18 protein-coding genes are annotated in these 18,463 nt (G+C 67.8%); 6 read left to right on the top strand and 12 right to left on the bottom strand.

The window, feature by feature from the left end; translation table 11 throughout:
• Window positions 1–26: 26 nt before the first annotated feature.
• The 6 genes from ABE522_RS07115 to ABE522_RS07090 all read right to left on the bottom strand — a co-directional run bounded on the left by ABE522_RS07115 (window position 27) and on the right by ABE522_RS07090 (window position 6,261).
• Window positions 27–953 (bottom strand): hypothetical protein, encoded by a 927-nt coding sequence (locus ABE522_RS07115; protein WP_346591081.1) that lies wholly within the window; start codon window positions 951–953, stop codon window positions 27–29.
• Window positions 953–2,209: a cysteine desulfurase gene (locus tag ABE522_RS07110; protein WP_346591080.1), complete on the bottom strand. Its 1,257-nt coding sequence runs from the start codon at window positions 2,207–2,209 to the stop codon at window positions 953–955. The genes ABE522_RS07115 and ABE522_RS07110 overlap by 1 nt, the downstream gene beginning before the upstream one ends.
• Complete coding sequence (sufD, locus tag ABE522_RS07105; RefSeq protein WP_346591079.1) at window positions 2,206–3,468, bottom strand: Fe-S cluster assembly protein SufD; 1,263 nt, start codon at window positions 3,466–3,468, stop codon at window positions 2,206–2,208. The genes ABE522_RS07110 and sufD overlap by 4 nt, the downstream gene beginning before the upstream one ends.
• Window positions 3,468–4,232 carry a Fe-S cluster assembly ATPase SufC gene (gene sufC, locus ABE522_RS07100; RefSeq protein ID WP_346591078.1) on the bottom strand — a complete coding sequence of 255 codons (765 nt, stop codon included), beginning with the start codon at window positions 4,230–4,232 and terminating at the stop codon, window positions 3,468–3,470. Before sufC ends, sufD begins: the two co-directional genes overlap by 1 nt.
• 81 nt (window positions 4,233–4,313) lie before the next feature.
• A complete protein-coding gene (sufB, locus tag ABE522_RS07095) occupies window positions 4,314–5,789 on the bottom strand; it encodes a Fe-S cluster assembly protein SufB (protein ID WP_346591077.1) in 1,476 nt (491 codons plus the stop codon).
• A gap of 16 nt (window positions 5,790–5,805) precedes the next feature.
• Window positions 5,806–6,261, bottom strand: coding sequence for an SUF system Fe-S cluster assembly regulator (locus ABE522_RS07090; protein ID WP_042615235.1), 456 nt, complete (start codon window positions 6,259–6,261; stop codon window positions 5,806–5,808).
• Window positions 6,262–6,456: 195 nt separating this feature from the next.
• Here ABE522_RS07090 and ABE522_RS07085 point away from each other — a divergent pair, with 195 nt between their 5' ends.
• Window positions 6,457–6,924, top strand: coding sequence for an SET domain-containing protein (locus ABE522_RS07085; protein ID WP_346591076.1), 468 nt, complete (start codon window positions 6,457–6,459; stop codon window positions 6,922–6,924).
• An 87-nt stretch (window positions 6,925–7,011) separates the two neighbouring features.
• Entirely contained in the window at window positions 7,012–7,554 is a 543-nt protein-coding gene (locus tag ABE522_RS07080; RefSeq protein ID WP_346591075.1) for a type 1 glutamine amidotransferase domain-containing protein, read from the top strand.
• A gap of 153 nt (window positions 7,555–7,707) precedes the next feature.
• Here the strand turns inward: ABE522_RS07080 and ABE522_RS07075 are convergent, their stop codons facing one another.
• The 4 genes from ABE522_RS07075 to ABE522_RS07060 form a co-directional block, all read right to left on the bottom strand.
• The gene (locus ABE522_RS07075) at window positions 7,708–8,304 is read right to left on the bottom strand and encodes a DUF1439 domain-containing protein (protein ID WP_346591074.1); all 597 of its coding nucleotides are present in this window, start codon (window positions 8,302–8,304) and stop codon (window positions 7,708–7,710) included.
• Window positions 8,305–8,381: 77 nt separating this feature from the next.
• Complete coding sequence (locus ABE522_RS07070; protein WP_346591073.1) at window positions 8,382–8,906, bottom strand: hypothetical protein; 525 nt, start codon at window positions 8,904–8,906, stop codon at window positions 8,382–8,384.
• A gap of 414 nt (window positions 8,907–9,320) precedes the next feature.
• Window positions 9,321–9,629: a DUF3861 family protein gene (locus ABE522_RS07065; protein WP_346591072.1), complete on the bottom strand. Its 309-nt coding sequence runs from the start codon at window positions 9,627–9,629 to the stop codon at window positions 9,321–9,323.
• 267 nt (window positions 9,630–9,896) lie between these two features.
• On the bottom strand, window positions 9,897–10,295 hold the full coding sequence (locus tag ABE522_RS07060) for an HU family DNA-binding protein (protein WP_346591071.1): 399 nt from the start codon (window positions 10,293–10,295) through the stop codon (window positions 9,897–9,899).
• A gap of 351 nt (window positions 10,296–10,646) precedes the next feature.
• Here ABE522_RS07060 and ABE522_RS07055 point away from each other — a divergent pair, with 351 nt between their 5' ends.
• On the top strand, window positions 10,647–11,078 hold the full coding sequence (locus ABE522_RS07055) for an OsmC family protein (RefSeq protein WP_042612715.1): 432 nt from the start codon (window positions 10,647–10,649) through the stop codon (window positions 11,076–11,078).
• A 45-nt stretch (window positions 11,079–11,123) separates the two neighbouring features.
• Here ABE522_RS07055 and ABE522_RS07050 read toward each other — a convergent pair whose 3' ends face one another.
• Together ABE522_RS07050 and ABE522_RS07045 are read right to left on the bottom strand one after the other, a co-directional pair.
• Complete coding sequence (locus tag ABE522_RS07050) at window positions 11,124–11,999, bottom strand: PhzF family phenazine biosynthesis protein (RefSeq protein ID WP_346591070.1); 876 nt, start codon at window positions 11,997–11,999, stop codon at window positions 11,124–11,126.
• A 29-nt stretch (window positions 12,000–12,028) separates the two neighbouring features.
• A complete protein-coding gene (locus ABE522_RS07045; RefSeq protein WP_346591069.1) occupies window positions 12,029–12,901 on the bottom strand; it encodes a PhzF family phenazine biosynthesis protein in 873 nt (290 codons plus the stop codon).
• Between the two features lie 75 nt (window positions 12,902–12,976).
• Here ABE522_RS07045 and ABE522_RS07040 point away from each other — a divergent pair, with 75 nt between their 5' ends.
• From ABE522_RS07040 to murD, 3 genes are all read left to right on the top strand, one after another.
• Window positions 12,977–15,571, top strand: a complete 2,595-nt coding sequence (locus tag ABE522_RS07040; protein ID WP_346591068.1) for a bifunctional aspartate kinase/diaminopimelate decarboxylase — start codon at window positions 12,977–12,979, stop codon at window positions 15,569–15,571.
• 98 nt (window positions 15,572–15,669) lie between these two features.
• Window positions 15,670–17,022, top strand: a complete 1,353-nt coding sequence (murL, locus tag ABE522_RS07035) for a UDP-N-acetyl-alpha-D-muramoyl-L-alanyl-L-glutamate epimerase (RefSeq protein ID WP_346591067.1) — start codon at window positions 15,670–15,672, stop codon at window positions 17,020–17,022.
• Window positions 17,003–18,409 (top strand): UDP-N-acetylmuramoyl-L-alanine--D-glutamate ligase, encoded by a 1,407-nt coding sequence (gene murD / locus ABE522_RS07030; RefSeq protein WP_346591066.1) that lies wholly within the window; start codon window positions 17,003–17,005, stop codon window positions 18,407–18,409. The genes murL and murD overlap by 20 nt, the downstream gene beginning before the upstream one ends.
• Window positions 18,410–18,463 lie beyond the last annotated feature (54 nt).

Raw genomic sequence — 18,463 nt, 5'->3', positions numbered from 1 at the left:
GCCAGCGAGCGGGTAACAGACTGGGCTTATTCCAATTGCTGGTACTCGGCGCGTTTGACCTCGAACACCTCCACGCCGTTGGTGATCCAGGCGGCGTCGGGATTGCCGGCTTTGTAGCTTCCGATGTCCGGAGCGCTGGGTGCAATGGGGCCGATGTCTCCGGTCGAGCTGTTGAACACGAAAGGGTGGTTGTGCAGGTGGGCATGATAGGTCCAGCCCTCCGCCTGCAGACGTGCCTGTTCGGCAAGCAGGCGCGGCGAAGGAGTTACCCCGATCACGCCGTCTGGCTTGTCATCGAAATCGGCGATCATCACCTTGGCCATGCCCTGGCTGTAGACATAAGCAAGGAACTCCTGCGGGCTCTTCCTCAGGTCTACGAGCTGCACGAACTCCCGGAACGCGACCTGGTCCATGCAGCTGGGCGCACGGAAGCGGCCGATCGCGCCGGACAGGATGCGTTCGTTCCTGCGGATGGATTTCTCAAGTGATGCCCGCAATGCGCTGCCGGGTGGAGCCCGGGTCAAGGCGTCGCGCAGGATATCGTCGTGGTTCACAAGGATCTGCCTGGCATCCCACGAGGTATTGGCGCGGACCCAGTCCAGGTGCTCGCTTTCACGCTGATCTGCTGCTGCCGGCCCCGGTGCGGAGGGAAAGGTGAAAAGCACAGTCCGACCCGCCGCGCGGGTCTCGAGTACCTTCCTCTGAAAGGACTGCTCACACGATACGGCGAGTGCCGCCAAGGGAGACCACAGCAGTACCAGCAGGGCAAGTGGACGGATCATCGTTACAACTCCCGGAACGCCGGATGGCCCGCACAGCATCCTGCCGTGCAGCGGTGAGCGCATCAGCCAAGCGCGCCAGAGCGGGGCGAAGGTTTCGGTGATGACGTTCGACGACGCGTCGGCCCGCGCTTTCCGCCGAGCATGGCTCGGCGCTACCGGCGCTGTCTGCATCAACCGAGCAGCTTGCGGACCTTGTTCAGCGCCACGATGAAGCGCTCGATCTCTTCGTGTGTGTTGTAGAACGCCAACGACGCGCGGCAGGTTGCGGCGACGCCGTAGTACTGCAGCAGCGGATGCGCGCAGTGCTGGCCCGAACGGATCGCCACGCCTTCCAGGTCCAGCAGGGTGGCCAGGTCGTGGGCGTGTGCGCCGTCGACCAGGAAGGACACCACGGCCGCCTTGTCCGGAGCGGTTCCAAAGATGCGCAGGCCGTCGACCTTCTGCAGTTCTTCGGTGAAATGCGCCAGCAGTTCGGCTTCGCGGGCTTCCACGTGGGCCAGGCCCAGCGATTCCAGGTAATCCACTGCCACGCCCAGGCCGATGAAGCCGGCGATGTTCGGCGTGCCGGCCTCGAACTTGTGCGGGGCCTCGTTGAACACGGTGCCGTCGAAGCTGACTTCCTTGATCATTTCGCCGCCGCCGAGGAACGGCGGCATGGCATCCAGGTGCTCGCGGCGTGCCCACAGCGCGCCGGTGCCGGTCGGGCCGCACATCTTGTGGCCGGTGATGGCATAGAAATCACAGCCGATCGCGGCCACGTCGACCTTGCGGTGCGGCACCGCCTGCGAGCCGTCGACCACGGTGATGATGCCGCGCTTGCGGGCCTCGCGGCAGATCTCGCGCACCGGGTTGACCGTGCCCAGCACGTTGGACACATGGGCCACCGCCAGCAGTTTGACCTCGGCGGTCATGGCGCGGCGCAGGGCGTCCAGGTCCAGCGATCCATCCGGGCTGATCTCGGCCACGCGCACGGTCGCGCCGGTGCGTTCGGCCACCAGCTGCCACGGCACGATGTTGGCGTGGTGCTCCATCCGCGACACCAGGATGACATTGCCCGCCTTCAGCCGCGGCAGCGCCCACGAATACGCGACCAGGTTGAGTGCGAAGGTGGTGCCGCTGCACAGCACCAGCTCGCTGGCGCGTACGTTGAGAAAGCGGGCGAGCTTGGTCCGTGCCCCTTCGTAGGCATCGGTGGCTTCGGTACCGAGTGCATGCACCGCACGGCTGACATTGGCGTTGTAGCGGCGGTAGAACTCGTCCACCGCACCGATCACCTGCACCGGCTTCTGCCCGGTGTTGGCGTTGTCGAAGTAGACCAGCGGCTTGCCGTGCACCTCGCGCATCAGCAGCGGGAAGTCCTGCCGCACGCGGTCCCAGTCCGGGACGGCACCGGTGTCGGCCTGCGGGCGCGGCGTGGACAGGTTCATGCCACGCCCGCCTCGGACAGCGCGCGGTCCAGCCGGCGTCCCAGCTGCTCGCGCAGTGCGTCCGGCAGGATCTTCAGCGGCTCGTGGCAGAACGCCGCGCTCAACAGGGCCTGTGCCTGCTCCTGCGGCAACCCGCGCGAACGCAGGTAGAACAGCGCATTGGCATCGAGCTGGCCGACGGTGGCGCCGTGCGCGGCCTTGACCTCTTCGGCGTCGATCACCAGCGTCGGCTGGGTATCGATCTCGGCGTCGGCCGACAGCAGCAGGTTCTTGTTGGACAGGTTGGCGTCGGTGCCGTCGGCCCCTTCGCGGATGTGGATGCCGCCGTGGAAGACCACGCGGCTGCGGTTGGCGGCCACGCCGCGCCACAGCAGCTCGCAGCGGGTGTCACGTGCGATGTGTTCGATGCCCAGTCGGGTGTCCACATGCCGGCGGCCGGTGCCCAGCAGCACGCCATTGGCGGTCAACTGTGCGTTGTCGCCCTCCAGTCGTACGTTGAGCTCATGGCGGCTCAGCGCAGCGCCCAGTTCCAGGTCCACGCGGTGGTACTGCGCATCGCGCGCCAGCACTGCATCGGTGCGCAGGAAGCTGGTCTGGCGGGTGCTGCCGGCCTGCAGGCGGGCGTGCTTGAGCACCGCCTCGCGGGCAAGGTGGACATGCACCACGCTGTTGTCCAGGTGGGCGCCATCGCCCGCCTGCAGGTGGTGTTCGACGATGCCCAGGCTGGCCCCGGCACGCAGTTCGATCAGCGAGCGGTGGTGCCAGGCCAGGTCGCTGCCGGTGGCCACGCTGGCGAACACCAGCTGCAGCGGCACGTCCACCTGCACGCCTTCGTCCACGCGCAGCACCACGCCCTCATCGGCCAGTGCCGCATTGAGGCGGGCGAAGATTTCATCGGCGCGCTCATAGCGGCGGGCCAGCACGCGCGCGCCGGCTTCGTCGGCGGCCAACGCCGCTGACAGCGGTTCCAGCTGCACGCCGGCCGGCAGGCCGTGGGTGTTGCTCAGGCCGTCGTGCAGGCGGCCGTTGACGAACACCAGGCGCGGGGAGGGGATGTCATCGAGCAGGGCGACATCCAGCGCCGGCGGGGCCAGCGGGGCGGCGGCGAAACTGCGGCGTTCCAGCTGGCGCAGCGAGGTGTATTTCCACGCTTCGCTGCGTGGGCCCGGCAGGCCATCGCGCAGCGCGGCGTCGAGCACGTCGCGGCGCGTGCCGCTGCCGCAGAACGTGGCGGCCAATGAATCCAGCAATGCGCTCATCAGACCGCTGCCTCCGGCACCACGCGGTTCTTCAGGAAGTCATACCCGTGCTGTTCCAGCTGCAGCGCCAGCTCCGGTCCACCGGACTGCACGATGCGGCCGTCGGCCAGCACGTGCACGAAATCCGGCTTGATGTAGTCCAGCAGGCGCTGGTAATGGGTGATGACCAGGAACGAACGCTCCGGGCTGCGCAGCGCGTTGACGCCGTCGGCCACGCTCTTCAGCGCATCGATGTCCAGGCCGGAATCGGTCTCGTCCAGGATCGCCAGCTTCGGCTCCAGCACGGCCAGCTGGAAGATCTCGTTGCGCTTCTTCTCACCGCCGGAGAACCCTTCGTTGACGCCACGATGCAGCAGTTCGTCCTTCAGGTGCAGCACGGCCAGCTTCTGCCGCACCAGCTTCAGGAACTGCATCGAATCGAGTTCCTCCTGGCCGCGCGCCTTGCGCTGGGCGTTCAGCGCGGCGCGCAGGAAATAGGTGTTGTTGACGCCGGGGATCTCCACCGGGTACTGGAAGGCCAGGAACAGGCCGGCCGCTGCGCGCTCTTCCGGCGACAACTGCAGCAGGTCGGCGTCTTCGAACTGCACGCTGCCTTCGCTGACGTCATAGCCTTCACGGCCGGACAGCACGTTGCCCAGCGTGGACTTGCCGGCACCGTTGGGGCCCATGATGGCGTGCACCTGGCCGGGCTTCACGTCCAGCGACAGGCCCTTGAGGATTTCCTTGTCGCCGATGCGCGCGTGGAGGTTGTCGATCTTCAGCATGGTGGGGGTTTCCGTGGTGCGGGCCCGGGGCCCGCCAATGATGTTTTGGTTCGAATGCAGTACGCGGGGGCAGGACGGGCGTCAGCCCACCGAGCCTTCCAGCGAGACGTCGAGCAGCTTCTTGGCTTCCACCGCGAATTCCATCGGCAGTTCGCGGAAGACCTGCTTGCAGAAGCCGTCCACGATCAACGACACCGCGTCTTCCTGGCTGATGCCACGCGCGCGGCAGTAGAACAGCTGGTCCTCGGAGATCTTCGAGGTGGTCGCCTCGTGCTCCACCGTCGCGCCCGGGTTCTTGACCTCGATATACGGGAAGGTGTGCGCACCGCACTTCTTGCCGATCAGCAGCGAATCGCACTGGGTGTAGTTGCGCGCGCCTTCGGCGCCGCGTTCGATCTTCACCAGGCCACGGTAGGTGTTCTGGCCGCGGCCGGCGCTGATGCCCTTGCTGATGATCTTGCTCTTGGTGCGCTTGCCGACGTGGATCATCTTGGTGCCGGTGTCGGCCTGCTGGCGGTGATGGGTCAACGCCACTGAATGGAACTCGCCCACCGAGTCGTCGCCCAGCAGGACGCAGGACGGGTACTTCCAGGTGATCGCCGAACCGGTTTCCACCTGGGTCCAGGTGACCTTGCTGCGCGCACCACGGCATTCGGCCCGCTTGGTGACGAAGTTGTAGATGCCACCGACGCCGTTCTCATCGCCCGGGTACCAGTTCTGCACCGTGGAATACTTGATTTCTGCATCTTCCAGCGTGACCAGTTCCACCACGGCGGCATGCAGCTGGTTCTCATCGCGCATCGGCGCGGTACAGCCTTCCAGGTAGGACACGTACGCCTTGTCTTCGCAGATGATCAGCGTGCGTTCGAACTGCCCGGTATGGCCGGCGTTGATGCGGAAATAGGTGCTCAGCTCCATCGGGCAGCGCACGCCCTTGGGGATGAACACGAAGCTGCCATCGGAGAACACCGCCGAATTGAGCGCGGCGAAGTAGTTGTCACCCACCGGCACCACGGTACCCAGGTACTGCCTGACCAGGTCCGGGTGCTCCTTGATCGCTTCGGACATGGAGCAGAAGATCACGCCCTTCTCGGCCAGTTCCTTGCGGAAGGTAGTACCGACGGAGACCGAATCGAACACCGCATCCACGGCCACGCCAGCCAGCTTGGCGCGCTCGTGCAGCGGCACGCCCAGCTTGTCGTAGGTATCCAGCAGTTCCTTGGGCACGTCGTCCAGCGAGGCGTACTTCGGGCCCTTCGGCGCGGAGTAGTAGCTCAGCCCCTGCAGGTCGATCGGTGCGATCTTCAGCTTGGCCCAGTCCGGCATCGCCATGGTGAGGAAATGGCGGTATGCCTGCAGGCGCCACTCGGTCATCCACTCGGGCTCTTCCTTCTTCGCCGACAGGGCGCGGATGGTGTCCTCGTCCAGGCCCGGCGGCAGGGAGTCCGATTCGATGTCCGTGATGAAGCCGGCCGAATACTTGCGGCCAAGCTGCTCGTGGATCTCGCGGTTGGGGGTGTCGTCGGTGACGACGGTATCGATGATGTCGGTGGCCATGGGGGCTGCCTGTGGATCAGGAGACGACAGCGGCCGCGATGGCGCGGCGCTGGGAGTCGTCAACAAGGGGAAGGGGGGAGAGGATCTGGGCCAGCGTGACCGCACGCAGCGCCTCGGACACCACGTCGTTGATCAGCCGCCAGCTGCTGCGTGCACCGCACTTGGGCGCCATGTTGCACTGGTGGTTGTCATGGCTGCATTCGGTCAGCGCCAGTGGACCTTCCATGGCTTCGACCACCTCGAACAGCGAGATTTCGCCGGGCGCGCGGGTCAGCCGGTAGCCGCCGCGGACCCCGCGCAGGCCTTCGACCAGGCCGGCCTGGGCCAGCGGCTTGAGCACCTTGCTGACGGTGGGCGGTTCCAGGCCGGTGAACTCGGCCAGCTCGGTGGCACTGAGTACCTCGGCCGGACGAGCGGCGAGCACGGTCAGCACCACGGTGGCGTAATCGGTGAGCTTGGTGACGCGGAGCATGGGGGTCTACAGCTGGATTGCAAAGCGGACCGAAATTGTACGCTTTTATGCGCCCGCGTCCAAGCCGGACGTTCCGGGGCCGCTGGACCCATGCCACCGCGGCGGCGGCGCAATGGTGCGGCCTGGCCATGATTTTGGCAATCACGAAGATTAAGGGAGAATCAACGCTCCTCTCTCCCGAACGCCCCAGCGCCCATGCCGAAGAAGATCAAAGCCCGCAAATCCGCCATCCATGGCAACGGCGTGTTCGCCATCGCGCCGCTCAAGAAGGGTGAACGGGTGATCCAGTACAAGGGCCTGCTGCGCAGCCATGCCGACGTCGACGCCGATGACAGCGGCGACGTGGAAAGTGGCCACACCTTCCTGTTCACCCTGAACGACGACTACGTGATCGATGCCAACTACAAGGGCAACGAAGCGCGCTGGATGAACCACAGTTGCGAGCCCAACTGCGAGGCGCTGATCGAAGAAAGCGAGGACGGCAATCCGCGCGAGGACAAAGTGTTCATTGAAACGCTGCGCGATATCGCGCCCGGCGAAGAGCTGGTCTACAACTACGGCATCACCCTGGCCGAGCGCCACACCGCCCGTCTGAAGAAGGTGTGGGAGTGCCGCTGCGGTTCGAAGAAATGCACCGGGACCATGCTGCAGCCCAAGCGCTGAGTTGCACGCGCTGTCCACATCGGTATCACCGCCGGAACATGGACAAGCGGTGATGCTGGGTGTTCCTTTAGCAATCGGAGCATCCCCATGGCACAGCGTCTTGAAGGCAAGAAGATCGCCATCCTCGCCACCCACGGTTTCGAGCAGTCCGAATTGACCGATCCGAAGAAACTGCTCGAAGGCTGGGGCGCGACCACCCGCGTGGTCTCCCCGGCGAAGGAAGGCAGCATCAAGGGCTGGAAGGAGAAAGACTGGGGCGACGAAGTAACTGTCGACCAGCCGCTGGCGGACGCCAAGGCGGATGATTTCGATGCGCTGTTGCTGCCCGGCGGACAGATGAACCCCGACACCCTGCGCATCGATGCATCGGCGCTGGCCTTCATCGAAGCCTTCGGCAAGGCCGGCAAGCCGGTCGCGGCGATCTGCCACGGCCCGTGGCTGCTGATCGATACGGGCCTGGCCAAGGGCAGGCAGGTGACGTCCTGGCCGTCGGTGCGCCGGGATCTTGAAAACGCCGGTGCGCAGTGGCGCGATGAGGAAGCGGTGGTTGACGGCACCCTCATCACCAGTCGCAAGCCCGACGACATCCCGGCCTTCAGCGAAGCACTGGCCAAGGCCCTGGAAGCCTGACACCCATCACCCTCCGCGGCCGGATACCTGGCCGCCCGGTAGCGCTGAGCCATGCTCGGCGTCACCCCCTCGGCAGCGGGATGCCCGTCTGCCCGGTAGCGCCGAGCAATGCTCGGCGTCACCCCCGCCGCAGCCGGATGCCCGTCTGCCCCGTCAGTTACCCAGCAGGCCCGGCGGCACCATCGTGCCGAGATCCTGGTTGAAGGTGACCTGCAGGCGGCCGTTGTTCACCTGCGCCGACTGCACCTGAAGCGTACCCAGCAAACCCGCTACGGCCGGGTCGATGCGGTAGATCGGCTCGCGCTGCGCGTAGTCGCCCAACCATGCATTGAGCAGCGACCTGGTACGCGAATCCAGGCGTGCCCCCTGCTGCGCCGGCACGAAGTCTTCCATCGTCGGCTGTTGCAGGTGGAAGCCCTGGGTCTGCTGGTCGTAGCGCAGGCCACTGCTCAGCTTTACCGTGCCCAGTTTGGCCGGCGCGCCACCGGCGGTCGCCAGCGCGATGTCCATGCCCAGGTTCAGCCGTTCGCCCGCGGGCAGCGTGAGCTGAGGGTGGCTCATGGTCAGGGCGATCAGGCCGCCGAGCGCGTCCTGCGTACGTGGGAAACTGCCTTCCAGGTACTGCTGCACGTCGCCGGCACCCACCGACAACTGGCGACCCTCGATGGACGGCGCGGCCTGTGCGCCGATGGCGGCGGCCACCAGCACCGTGGCGGTGGCCAGGCGGGTGAAGAACGGACGAAGACGCATGGTCGTGACCATCTGAAGTAGAGACATGCAGAAGATAGCCGGTCGCACTGAACCGCGCGTGCATGGTGGTGGACCGGTCAGTCCAGCACCGGCTGCAGGTTGGCTGACTGGATCAGCCAGGCACTGCGTTGCGGATCGGGTACCAGCCGGTACCAACCGTTGTAGCGCAGGGTGGTGGTGGCGGTAGTGACGCGTATCCGCACAGGCACTTCGATGAGATGGGTCGGCTGCTGCCGGTCATGCGGCACGGGCGCGTCGGTGTTGATTTTCAGATCGCGCACCCCGCGCAGTCCGCGCAATGCGGCATCGTCGGCACGGCCCGGCGGCGGGGCGATCATCCAGTTGGCATCGGCCTTGTCGAACTCACGTCGCAGCAGGTGGCCGGCGTACGCACGCACCACCGCGCCCGGATCCGGCGCATCAGCGGCGACTGCCGCCAGCAGCGGCAGCGCATCGGCGCGCTCAACGGCGGAGGTGGCGGCCGGCGCTGCGGCTGCGGGTTGCCCGGCGACCGCACCGTCTGCCGCGGGCGCGGCATCCGGCGCGCGCTGGCATGCACCCAGCAGCATCAGCATCGGGAACAGCCAACCGGCACCGCGCATCGGTCGCACTCGTCAGGACAGAAGCGGGGAGTGTAGCCAAGGCATGGAGGGAGACACCATCAAGCTCCATGCCAAACAAAAGCCGCCGACCATGGGTCGGCGCTACCAGATGGCCACCATGGACCTGTCGGAGGTGGGGCGGGGGGGGGGGGGGGGGGGGGGGGGGGGGGGGGGGGGGGGGGGGTGGGGCGGGGGGGGGGGTGGGGGGGGGGGCGGGGGGGGGGGGGGGGGGGGGGGGCGGGGGGGGGGGGGGGGGGGCGGCGGGGGGGGCGGGGGGGGGGGGTGGCGGTGGTTGGGGGGGTCTCCCGGCCGGCGGGGTGGGGGGGGCCCCCCCCCCCCCCCCCCCCCCCCCCCCCGCCCCGCCAACAAGCGGTCTGCAGCTTCTGACGTCGCAGTCGCCGTTGCCCAGACACCTCACGCAGGGCCGTGCAGGCTGTCCAGGGCGTCCAGCGCCGTGTTCAGCGTCGCCGCGTGGGCGGCCAGCGGATGGTTGGGTTCGTCGACGTGGCGCTGCACGACGTCACGCAGTATCTGTGCGGCGATCAACACCGCCGCGCGTTCGTCGCCACTGAAACCGGCCAGCCGCGGAGCGCATTCCAGCAGGCGCATCCAGTCGCGCTGCGCGCGATGTTCCATTTCGATGGTGCAGCGGCCGCTGCACGGCAGGCCGTCCTTTTCGATCGGCGTGACGGTGAGGCGGTAGCGGGTGGAGGGGCTGGCCATGGCGGGCGTCCATCAGGGGGATGGTTCCACCATAGGGCTGCTGCGCGGGCGCCGCGACCAGGCCGGCTGCACGCAGTGTTCCATTGTCCCGGACAGGGGCGGCCGGATCCCGGCGCAACACGTTGCACGGCAACGCCTGGCCCGAAAGCACGCGGAAACGGCGGGCAACGGCACACTGTGTTGCGCCTTGCCCGCACATCCCGAAAAACGAACGGGACGGCTGGTGAGCCGTCCCGTTCGCCAGGGAAACCCGGTATGCCTACGCGATCAGAGCGCGGCGTCCTTGAGCTTCTTCAGCGGACGCACCTTGAGCTTGGTGGTGGCCGGCTTGGCGGCGAACCACTGCTCTTCCTTGGTGAAGGGGTTGATGCCCTTGCGCTTCGGCTTGGCGGCGACGCTGACGGTGGTGATCTTCAGCAGGCCCGGCAGGGTGAAGCTGCCAGCGCCCTTCTTGTGCACCGAAGCGGCAACCGCGGTTTCCAGCGAGGCCAGCACCGCGCGCACGTCCTTGGCGATCACACCGGACGCTTCGGCGATGTGTGCAACCAGGCCGGACTTGGTCAGCACGTCCTTGATCGGCTTCGGCGCGGCCGGCTTGGCGGCTGCCTTGGTAGCGACTTTCTTTACTGCCTTCTTCGGGGCAGCCTTCTTAGCGGTCTTTGCCATGGTTTCCTGTTCCGTGAACGGTTGGTTGTGTGGTCATGCCGACCCCGTCGGCAAGCGCAATGTAGGGCAACTACACGGCGCCGCCAATAGGTTATACGCGGAAAAGCCCGCTTTTTTCGCTGCCACTCGACCTTTGTCGGGGGGCGCGGTTGCCCGCCTGGCCCGGGTCGTTGCACTGAAGCCGTGGAATTGGAAGGGAAAAACCGGTTTTTTACAGGCGCTCGGAGGCCAGGCCGCGGGCTGCTGGCCGTTCGTCGGAACGGCGTGCGTCGTCGCGTCGCAGCAGAGCGACGCGATGCTAACGCGGCTCTGCGTACGGTGGGTCCCGAACTCAACCGAAGGAGCTGCACAATGGGTATTTCGCGCCGCGCCACCGCGCACTGGGAAGGTGACCTGAAGACCGGCAAGGGCCAGTTGAGCACGCCGCAGAGCGGCCTGCTGGACAACACCCGCTACGCCTTCAGCAGCCGCTTCGGTGATGAGAAAGGCACCAATCCGGAAGAACTGATCGCCGCCGCGCATGCCGGCTGCTTCACCATGGCCCTGTCGGCCAAGTTGACCGAAGCCGGCTTCCCACCCGAGGCGCTGGACACCGAAGCGCAGGTGGACCTGTCGATGGAAGGCGGTCCGCAGCTTTCGCAGATCACGCTGAAGGTCAAGGCCAAGGTGCCGGGAATCGAGGCGGAAAAGTTCCGCGCCATCGCCGATGACGCCAAGCAGAACTGCCCGGTGTCCAAGGCACTCAGCGCGGTTCCGGTGACACTGGAAGCGACGCTGCTCTGACGCCGCAGACCCGGTAGGGACGGCCGCTGGCCGTCCCGTTACCCGCTACCAATCGATCGTGCCGCGGATGACCGTCTGCACCTGGCCACCGGACCACACTTCGCCTTCTGCATCCACATGCAGGTGCAGGCGCGCATCGTGGCCGACCTCGCGGCCCTGGCTGACCACATAGTCACGACGTCCGCCGGGCAGCGCACTGCGCTCGTCCAGCCAGGCCGCCAGCACCGCGTTGGCGGCTCCGGAGGCGGCATCCTCGAAGCGCCTGCCGTTGCCGACGAAGGCGCGCACGGCCAGGTCCCATGGCTGGTCGCTGCAGCGCGCATATGCGAACACACCCATGCTGTCGGTGGACTCCGCCAGCGTCGCCACCGCGTCCCAGTCGGGTTGCAGGGCGCGCAGTGCGGCTTCGTCCCCCAGTTCGACCACCCACCAGCTGCGCCCGCCCTGCATGCGGGCCGGCGGCAGGGCACCCAGCGACCAGCCACGCAGGACGCGGGCCAGCCGCGGATCGGTGGGCGCGACGACCTCGGCGACCGACGCGCGCGGGGTGCGGATGGCGATGCGGCGCTGCGCGCCATCCCCTTCCACCCGCAGCGGGAGCATCCCGGCGATGCCCTGCTGGACCAGCAGGCCGTCCACCGGCGCGGCCAGTGCGGCTTCAAGGACCGCATGCGCGGTGCCGATGCTGGGGTGGCCGGCGAACGGGACTTCCTTCTGCGGGCTGAACATCCGCAGGCGATAGCTGCTTGATGCATCCTGCGGTGGGAACACGAAGGTGGTCTCCGGCAGCCGGGTCCAGCGGGCGATGGCCTGCATGCTGGCATCGTCCAGGCCCTGTGCATCCAGCACCACCGCAAGCGGATTGCCGGCACCCGGCGAAGGCGAGAATACGTCCAGCTGCAGGAAACGGCGGGTGGTCATCGGCGGGCTCCGTAACGGGGTCGCGCAGCTTACCAGTGCACCGTGCCGTCGATGACCGGCTGCACCTGCCCGCCGATCCAGGCCACCCCGGCGTCGTCCACCTGCAGGTGCACGCGGCCATCGCGGCCGACTTCGCGGCCCTGGCTGGCGATGTAGCGGCCATCGTGGCCGGGCAACTGGTTGCGCTGGGCCAGCACGCCGGCAATCAGCGCATTGGCGCTGCCGGTCACCGGGTCTTCGGGCACGTTCACCGCATCGCCAGGACAGAACGCGCGCACCACCAGGTCGTGGCCGTCAGCTTGCTCCGGCGCGTATATCGCCACGCCGGTGGCCTCGGTAGCGTTGGTCCAGTCGCGCAGGGCGGCCATGTCCGGGCGCAGGCCACGCACGGCAGCGGGATCGCGCGCGGCCAGCAACCACCAGCGCGGACCGTTGTCCCACAGCTCCGGCACCTGCGCGGGCCCGCCCAGGGCGTGCAGGCTGGCCGGCAGCTCGCCGGGCGCCACCTCGCAGCGGCGGGCGCTGGGGCTGGCCAGGTGGATGGTCGGCGCCGTGTGTGGGCCCTCCACCCGCACCGGCAGCAGGCCGGCCGCGCACTGCTGCAGCAGCGCGCCATCGCGCGGCGTCGCCAGGCCGCTGGTCACTGCCGCCCAGGCCGCGCCGACGCTGGGGTGGCCGGCGAAGGGCAGCTCGCTGCCGGGGGTGAAGATGCGGATGTGGTAATCCGCACCCGGCGCGGTGGGGGCCACGAAGAACACCGTCTCGGACAGGTTCAGCCACGCGGCGAGGGCCTGCATGGCCCCGGGGGACAGATTGTCGGCGTCGAACACCACCCCCAGCGGGTTGCCGCTGCCGGGGCGGGGGGCGAAGACATCAAGCTGAAGGTAGCGGTGAGCGGTCATGGGCGGCGTCTTGGGCTTAGAATCGGGGGTTCCGCTCCTTGCGGGCGGCCTCCCCACCATAACCAGAATACTTACATGCCAGTTTCTTCCCCTGTCGATCGCTGGATCGTCCTCAAGTTCGGCGGCACTTCGGTGTCGCGTCGCCATCGCTGGGACACGATCGGGAAACTGGCGAAAAAACGTGCGGAAGAGACCGGCTCGCGCGTGCTGGTGGTGGTGTCGGCGCTGTCCGGGGTGACCAACGAACTGACCGCCATCGCCGATGGCGCGGCCGACAGTCGTGAGCGCGTGGCCGCGCTGGTCGAACGCCACCAGGCCTTCCTGGACGAACTGGAGCTGCCGCGCGCGGTGCTGGCCGAGCGCCTGGCGGCGCTGCAGGCGCTGCTTGACGATGCGCGCTGCGCTGCACGTACGCTGGACTGGCAGGCCGAAGTGCTGGGCCAGGGCGAACTGCTGTCGTCCAGCATCGGTGCCGCCTACCTGCACCAGAACGGCCTGGACATGGGCTGGATGGATGCGCGGCAGTGGCTGGATGCGCTGCCGCCGCTGCCCAACCAGAGCCCGTGGTCGCAGCGTCTTTCGGTGAACTGCCAGTGGAAATCCGATGACGCGTGGGCGCAGCGCTTCCGTGCGCAGCCGACCCGCCTGCTGATCACCCAGGGCTTCATCGCGCGCCACGCCGACGGCGGCACCGCGATCCTCGGCCGGGGCGGTTCGGATACCTCGGCGGCGTACTTCGGTGCGCTGCTCGGTGCCAGCCGCGTGGAGATCTGGACCGACGTTCCGGGCATGTTCAGCGCCAATCCGAAGGACGTGCCCGACGCCCGCCTGCTGACCCGGCTGGACTATTACGAAGCGCAGGAAATCGCCACCACCGGCGCCAAGGTGCTGCATCCGCGCTCGATCAAGCCGTGCCGCGATGCCGGCGTGCCGATGGCCATCCTGGATACCGAGCGCCCCGAACTGCCAGGCACCAGCATCGACGGCAGCGCCGCGCCGGTGCCGGGGGTGAAGGCGATCAGCCGCCGCAACGGCATCGTGCTGGTGTCGATGGAAGGCATCGGCATGTGGCAGCAGGTCGGCTTCCTGGCCGATGTATTCGGCCTGTTCAAGAAGCATGGGCTGTCGGTGGACCTGATCGGTTCGGCCGAAACCAACGTCACCGTATCGCTGGACCCCTCCGAGAACCTGGTCAATACCGATGTGTTGTCAGCGCTGTCGGCCGACCTGTCGCAGATCTGCAAGGTCAAGATCATCGTGCCCTGCGCGGCGATCACCCTGGTCGGCCGCGGCATGCGCTCGCTGCTGCATAAGCTGTCCGATGTCTGGGCGACCTTCGGCCGCGAGCGCGTGCACATGATTTCGCAGTCGTCCAACGACCTCAACCTGACCTTCGTCATCGATGAGGCCGACGCCGACGGGCTGCTGCCGATCCTGCACGCCGAGCTGATCGACAGCGGTGCGATGCCGGTGGAAGAAACCGCGGTGTTCGGTCCGCGCTGGCGCGAGATCGCCGGCACCGTGCGCCCGCGCGGCACGCCGTGGTGGCGGGGCCAGCGTGCGCACCTGCTGCAGCTCGCCGAAGCCGGCACGCCGCGCTATATCTACCATCTGCCCACGGTGCGCGCCCGCGCCCGCGCACTGGCCGCGATCACCCCGATCGACCAGCGTTATTACGCCATCAAGGCCAACAGCCATCCGGCGATCCTGGAGACGCTGGAGGCCGAAGGCTTCGGCCTGGAGTGCGTATCCCACGGCGAACTGAAGCATGTGTTCAACGTGCTGCCGGCACTGTCGCCCCGGCGCGTGCTGTTCACTCCCAGCTTCTGCCCGCGCGAGGAATTCGAAGCAGCGTTCGCGCTCGGCGTCACCGTCACCGTGGACAACGTGGAAGCCCTGCAGCGCTGGCCGGACCTGTTCCGCAACCGTGAACTGTGGCTGCGCGTGGACCTGGGTCGCGGCGAAGGCCACCATGCCAAGGTGCGCACTGGCGGCAAGGAATCCAAGTTCGGCCTGCCGATGGGACGCGTGGATGAGTTCGTGCGCGTGGCCACCGAGCTGGGCACCACCATCGTGGGCCTGCACGCGCACCTGGGCAGCGGCGTGGAAACGGCGCAGCACTGGCGCCTGATGTGCGATGAACTGGCCGGCTTCGCCCGCCGCATCGGCACCGTGCAGACCATCGACATCGGCGGCGGCATGCCGATCCCGTACAGCGAAGAAGACGAACCGTTCGACCTGGAGGCGTGGGCCGAAGGCCTGGCCGAGGTCAAGGCGGTACATCCGGCGTTCCGCCTGGCGATCGAACCGGGCCGTTACCTTGTGGCCGAATCGGGCGTGCTGCTGACCCGCTGCACCCAGGTGGTGGAGAAGGACGGCGTGCGCCGTGTCGGCCTGGATGCCGGCATGAACACGCTGATCCGTCCGGCGCTGTACGACGCCTGGCACGACATCGACAACCTTAGCCGGCAGGGCGGCTACGCCGAAGCCGCGTTCGACGTGGTCGGGCCGATCTGCGAGTCCAGCGATGTGTTCGGCAAGCGCCGCAAGCTGCCGGCGACCACCGCGCCGGACGATGTGATGCTGGTGGCCGACGCCGGTGCCTACGGCTACGTGATGGCCAGTACCTACAACCAGCGTGCGATGCCGCGCGAGGACATCCTGGAATGAGGACTGTTTTCTCCGCGCCGGCCCACGTCGCCGTGCACCACCCGCCTGCCAACACCGCCTGCGTGCCTGCACGCAAACGTGCCTGATCCGGATACCCCATGACTGCTTTTGATAAACACCAGGTTGCCTGCTTCCGCTTCGTGCGCTGCGATTTCGCTGCGGACACCGGCGTGGCGCGGCTGGTCTACGCCTTCGACCAGGGCCCGGAGATGGTGGAAACCATCACCGTGCCCGGCGCCCCGTTCGATCTTGCGCCGGAACGCGCCGCCGCCGTGCAGCGCGCGCTGCAGCTGCTGCACCTGGTCGCCGGCGTGAGCTACTACAAGGCGGGCGTGCCGGACACGGTGGCCATCGAAGGGTATGCGATCGACGCAGAAACCGCCGCGCTGGTGGAAAGCATCTACCTGCATGGACTCGGCGAGTTCGCCTACCGCAACGGCCTGAACCTGCGCGGGCGCTTCCGCCTGCCGGTGGCCGGCGAGGTGGCGGCAGCGCCGACCCTGGGCCTGCAGCCCCACGCGCTGGTGGCCATCGGTGGCGGCAAGGACTCGCTGGTCAGCATCGAAGCATTGCGCCGTGCCGGCGTGGACGAGACGGTGACCTGGATCGGCGGCTCGCAGTTGATCCGCGCCTGCGCCGAGCGTACCGGCCTGCCGACGCTCAACCTGGGCCGCGCGCTGGCACCGGAACTGTTCGAACTCAACCGCCAGGGGGCCTGGAACGGACACATCCCGGTGACCGCGGTGAACTCGGCGATCATGGTGCTGGCCGCGCTGCTGCAGGGCGTGGACCAGGTGGTGTTCTCCAATGAACGTTCGGCCAGCTATGGCAGCCAGATCCCGGGCACCGGCGAGGTCAACCACCAGTGGTCCAAGGGCTGGGCATTCGAGCAGGCCTTCGGCCGCCACGTGCAGCGCTACGTCGCCGCTGACCTGCAGTATTACTCGCTGCTGCGGCCGATGTCCGAGCTGGCGGTTGCACGCCAGTTCGCCAAGACCGATTTCTACGACGCGCATTTCTCCAGCTGCAACCGCAACTTCCACATCCTCGGCGAGCGCCCGGTGAACCGCTGGTGTGGCGTGTGCCCGAAGTGCCACTTCGTGTTCCTGGCGCTCGCACCATTCATGTCCAAGGCGCGGCTGGTGCGCATCTTCGGCCGCAACCTGCTGGATGACCTGGACCAGGCCGGTGGCTTCGACGCGCTGCTGGAATTCCAGGACCACAAACCGTTTGAATGCGTGGGCGAGGGCAAGGAGTCGCGCGCGGCAATGGCCACCCTGGCCACCCGTCCGGACTGGAAGGAAGACGCGCTGGTGAAGCGTTTCTGCAACGAGATCCTGCCGCAGCTGGATCCCACCGAACTGGCAGTGGAACCGATGCTGGAGCTGCAGGGCGAGCATCGCATCCCGGCCGCGCTGTGGGAGCGGGTGCGTGAAGATTTCGCAGCTTGAAGGCAGGCGGGTTGCGTTGTGGGGCTGGGGCCGTGAGGGGCGCGCGGCCTACGCCGTGCTGCGCGCGCGCCTGCCGGCGCTGCCGCTGACCCTGTTCTGCCCGGCCGCCGAAGCAGACGCGGCGCGGGAGGAGGCCGGCGGCACGCTGGATGTCCGCGGGGAGCCCTCCCCGGCGCTGCTGGCGGACTTCGACGTGGTGATCAAGTCGCCGGGCATCAGCCCCTACCTGCCTGTTGCGCAGGCGGCCCTGGAGCAGGGCACGCAGTTCGTCGGCGGCACCGCGCTGTGGTTCGCAGAACATGCCGCAGCCGATGGCACGGTGCAGGGCACGGTGTGCGTGACCGGCACCAAGGGCAAGAGCACGACCACTTCGCTGCTGGCGCACCTGTTGCGCGCTGCGGGGCATCGCACCGGGCTGGTGGGCAACATCGGGCTGCCGCTGCTGGAGGTGCTGGATCCGCAGCCGGCACCGGATTACTGGGCCGTGGAACTGTCCAGTTACCAGACTCGCGAGGTCGCCCGCAGCGGGGCGCACCCGCAGGTCGCGGTGGTGCTGAACCTCTTCCCGGAGCACCTGGACTGGCACGGCAGCGAACAGCGCTATATCCAGGACAAGCTGGCGCTGGTCACCGAAGGCGCGCCACGCATCGCGGTGCTCAACGCGGCTGATCCGCATCTTGCGGCATTGACGCTGCCGGGCAGCGAAGTGATCTGGTTCAACCAGCCGCATGGCTGGCACATGCGCGGCGACATCGTGCACCGCGGCGAACAGCCGGTCTTCGACAGCCGCGATACGCCGCTGCCGGGCCGGCACAACCGCGGCAACCTGTGCGCGGTGCTGGCGGCCATCGAGGCGCTGGGGCTGGACGCGGTCGCGCTGGCGCCGGCGGTGCAGTCGTTCCGGCCGCTGCCCAACCGGCTGCAGCGCATCGGTGCGCGCGAGGGCGTGGTCTACGTCAACGATTCGATCAGCACCACCCCGCACGCCAGCCTGGCCGCGCTGGACTGTTTTGCCGGGCAACGCATCGCGCTGCTGGTAGGCGGGCACGACCGCGGGCTGGACTGGACTGACTTCGCCCAGCACATGGCAGGTGACCAGCCGCCGCTGGAGATCATCACCATGGGCGCCAACGGGCCGCGGATCAACGCGTTGCTGCAGCCGCTGGCCGATGCCGGACGCTTCGGGCTGCACGCCGCGCAGGACCTGGCAGAGGCGATGTCGCTGGCGCGCGCCGCGCTGGGTGATGCAGGTGGCGTGGTATTGCTGTCACCCGGGGCGCCCAGTTATGGCGTGTACCGCGATTACGTTGCCCGCGGCCGCCACTTCGCCGAACTGGCGGGTTTCGACCCCGAGCTGATCAGCGCCATTCCCGGGATTGGCCTGTAAGGGCACACGCCCTCCGCTGCGCTCGCCGACCATGGGTCGGCGCTACCGGGTTCG

The sequence above is a fragment of the Stenotrophomonas lacuserhaii genome (assembly GCF_039674585.1).
In the GTDB taxonomy this organism is placed as follows: domain Bacteria; phylum Pseudomonadota; class Gammaproteobacteria; order Xanthomonadales; family Xanthomonadaceae; genus Stenotrophomonas; species Stenotrophomonas pennii_A.
The sequence above is the reverse complement of the archived record's forward strand: the minus strand, read 5'-3'. Positions and strand labels throughout refer to the sequence as shown.

What these genes read in the sequence shown, in the direction of transcription:
- ABE522_RS07115 (WP_346591081.1), bottom strand. Translation starts at nt 953, where the DNA reads ATGCAGACAGCGCCGGTAGCGCCGAGCCATGCTCGGCGGAAAGCGCGG.
- ABE522_RS07110 (WP_346591080.1), bottom strand. Translation starts at nt 2,209, where the DNA reads ATGAACCTGTCCACGCCGCGCCCGCAGGCCGACACCGGTGCCGTCCCG.
- sufD (WP_346591079.1), bottom strand. Translation starts at nt 3,468, where the DNA reads ATGAGCGCATTGCTGGATTCATTGGCCGCCACGTTCTGCGGCAGCGGC.
- sufC (WP_346591078.1), bottom strand. Translation starts at nt 4,232, where the DNA reads ATGCTGAAGATCGACAACCTCCACGCGCGCATCGGCGACAAGGAAATC.
- sufB (WP_346591077.1), bottom strand. Translation starts at nt 5,789, where the DNA reads ATGGCCACCGACATCATCGATACCGTCGTCACCGACGACACCCCCAAC.
- ABE522_RS07090 (WP_042615235.1), bottom strand. Translation starts at nt 6,261, where the DNA reads ATGCTCCGCGTCACCAAGCTCACCGATTACGCCACCGTGGTGCTGACC.
- ABE522_RS07085 (WP_346591076.1), top strand. Translation starts at nt 6,457, where the DNA reads ATGCCGAAGAAGATCAAAGCCCGCAAATCCGCCATCCATGGCAACGGC.
- ABE522_RS07080 (WP_346591075.1), top strand. Translation starts at nt 7,012, where the DNA reads ATGGCACAGCGTCTTGAAGGCAAGAAGATCGCCATCCTCGCCACCCAC.
- ABE522_RS07075 (WP_346591074.1), bottom strand. Translation starts at nt 8,304, where the DNA reads ATGCGTCTTCGTCCGTTCTTCACCCGCCTGGCCACCGCCACGGTGCTG.
- ABE522_RS07070 (WP_346591073.1), bottom strand. Translation starts at nt 8,906, where the DNA reads ATGCGCGGTGCCGGTTGGCTGTTCCCGATGCTGATGCTGCTGGGTGCA.
- ABE522_RS07065 (WP_346591072.1), bottom strand. Translation starts at nt 9,629, where the DNA reads ATGGCCAGCCCCTCCACCCGCTACCGCCTCACCGTCACGCCGATCGAA.
- ABE522_RS07060 (WP_346591071.1), bottom strand. Translation starts at nt 10,295, where the DNA reads ATGGCAAAGACCGCTAAGAAGGCTGCCCCGAAGAAGGCAGTAAAGAAA.
- ABE522_RS07055 (WP_042612715.1), top strand. Translation starts at nt 10,647, where the DNA reads ATGGGTATTTCGCGCCGCGCCACCGCGCACTGGGAAGGTGACCTGAAG.
- ABE522_RS07050 (WP_346591070.1), bottom strand. Translation starts at nt 11,999, where the DNA reads ATGACCACCCGCCGTTTCCTGCAGCTGGACGTATTCTCGCCTTCGCCG.
- ABE522_RS07045 (WP_346591069.1), bottom strand. Translation starts at nt 12,901, where the DNA reads ATGACCGCTCACCGCTACCTTCAGCTTGATGTCTTCGCCCCCCGCCCC.
- ABE522_RS07040 (WP_346591068.1), top strand. Translation starts at nt 12,977, where the DNA reads ATGCCAGTTTCTTCCCCTGTCGATCGCTGGATCGTCCTCAAGTTCGGC.
- murL (WP_346591067.1), top strand. Translation starts at nt 15,670, where the DNA reads ATGACTGCTTTTGATAAACACCAGGTTGCCTGCTTCCGCTTCGTGCGC.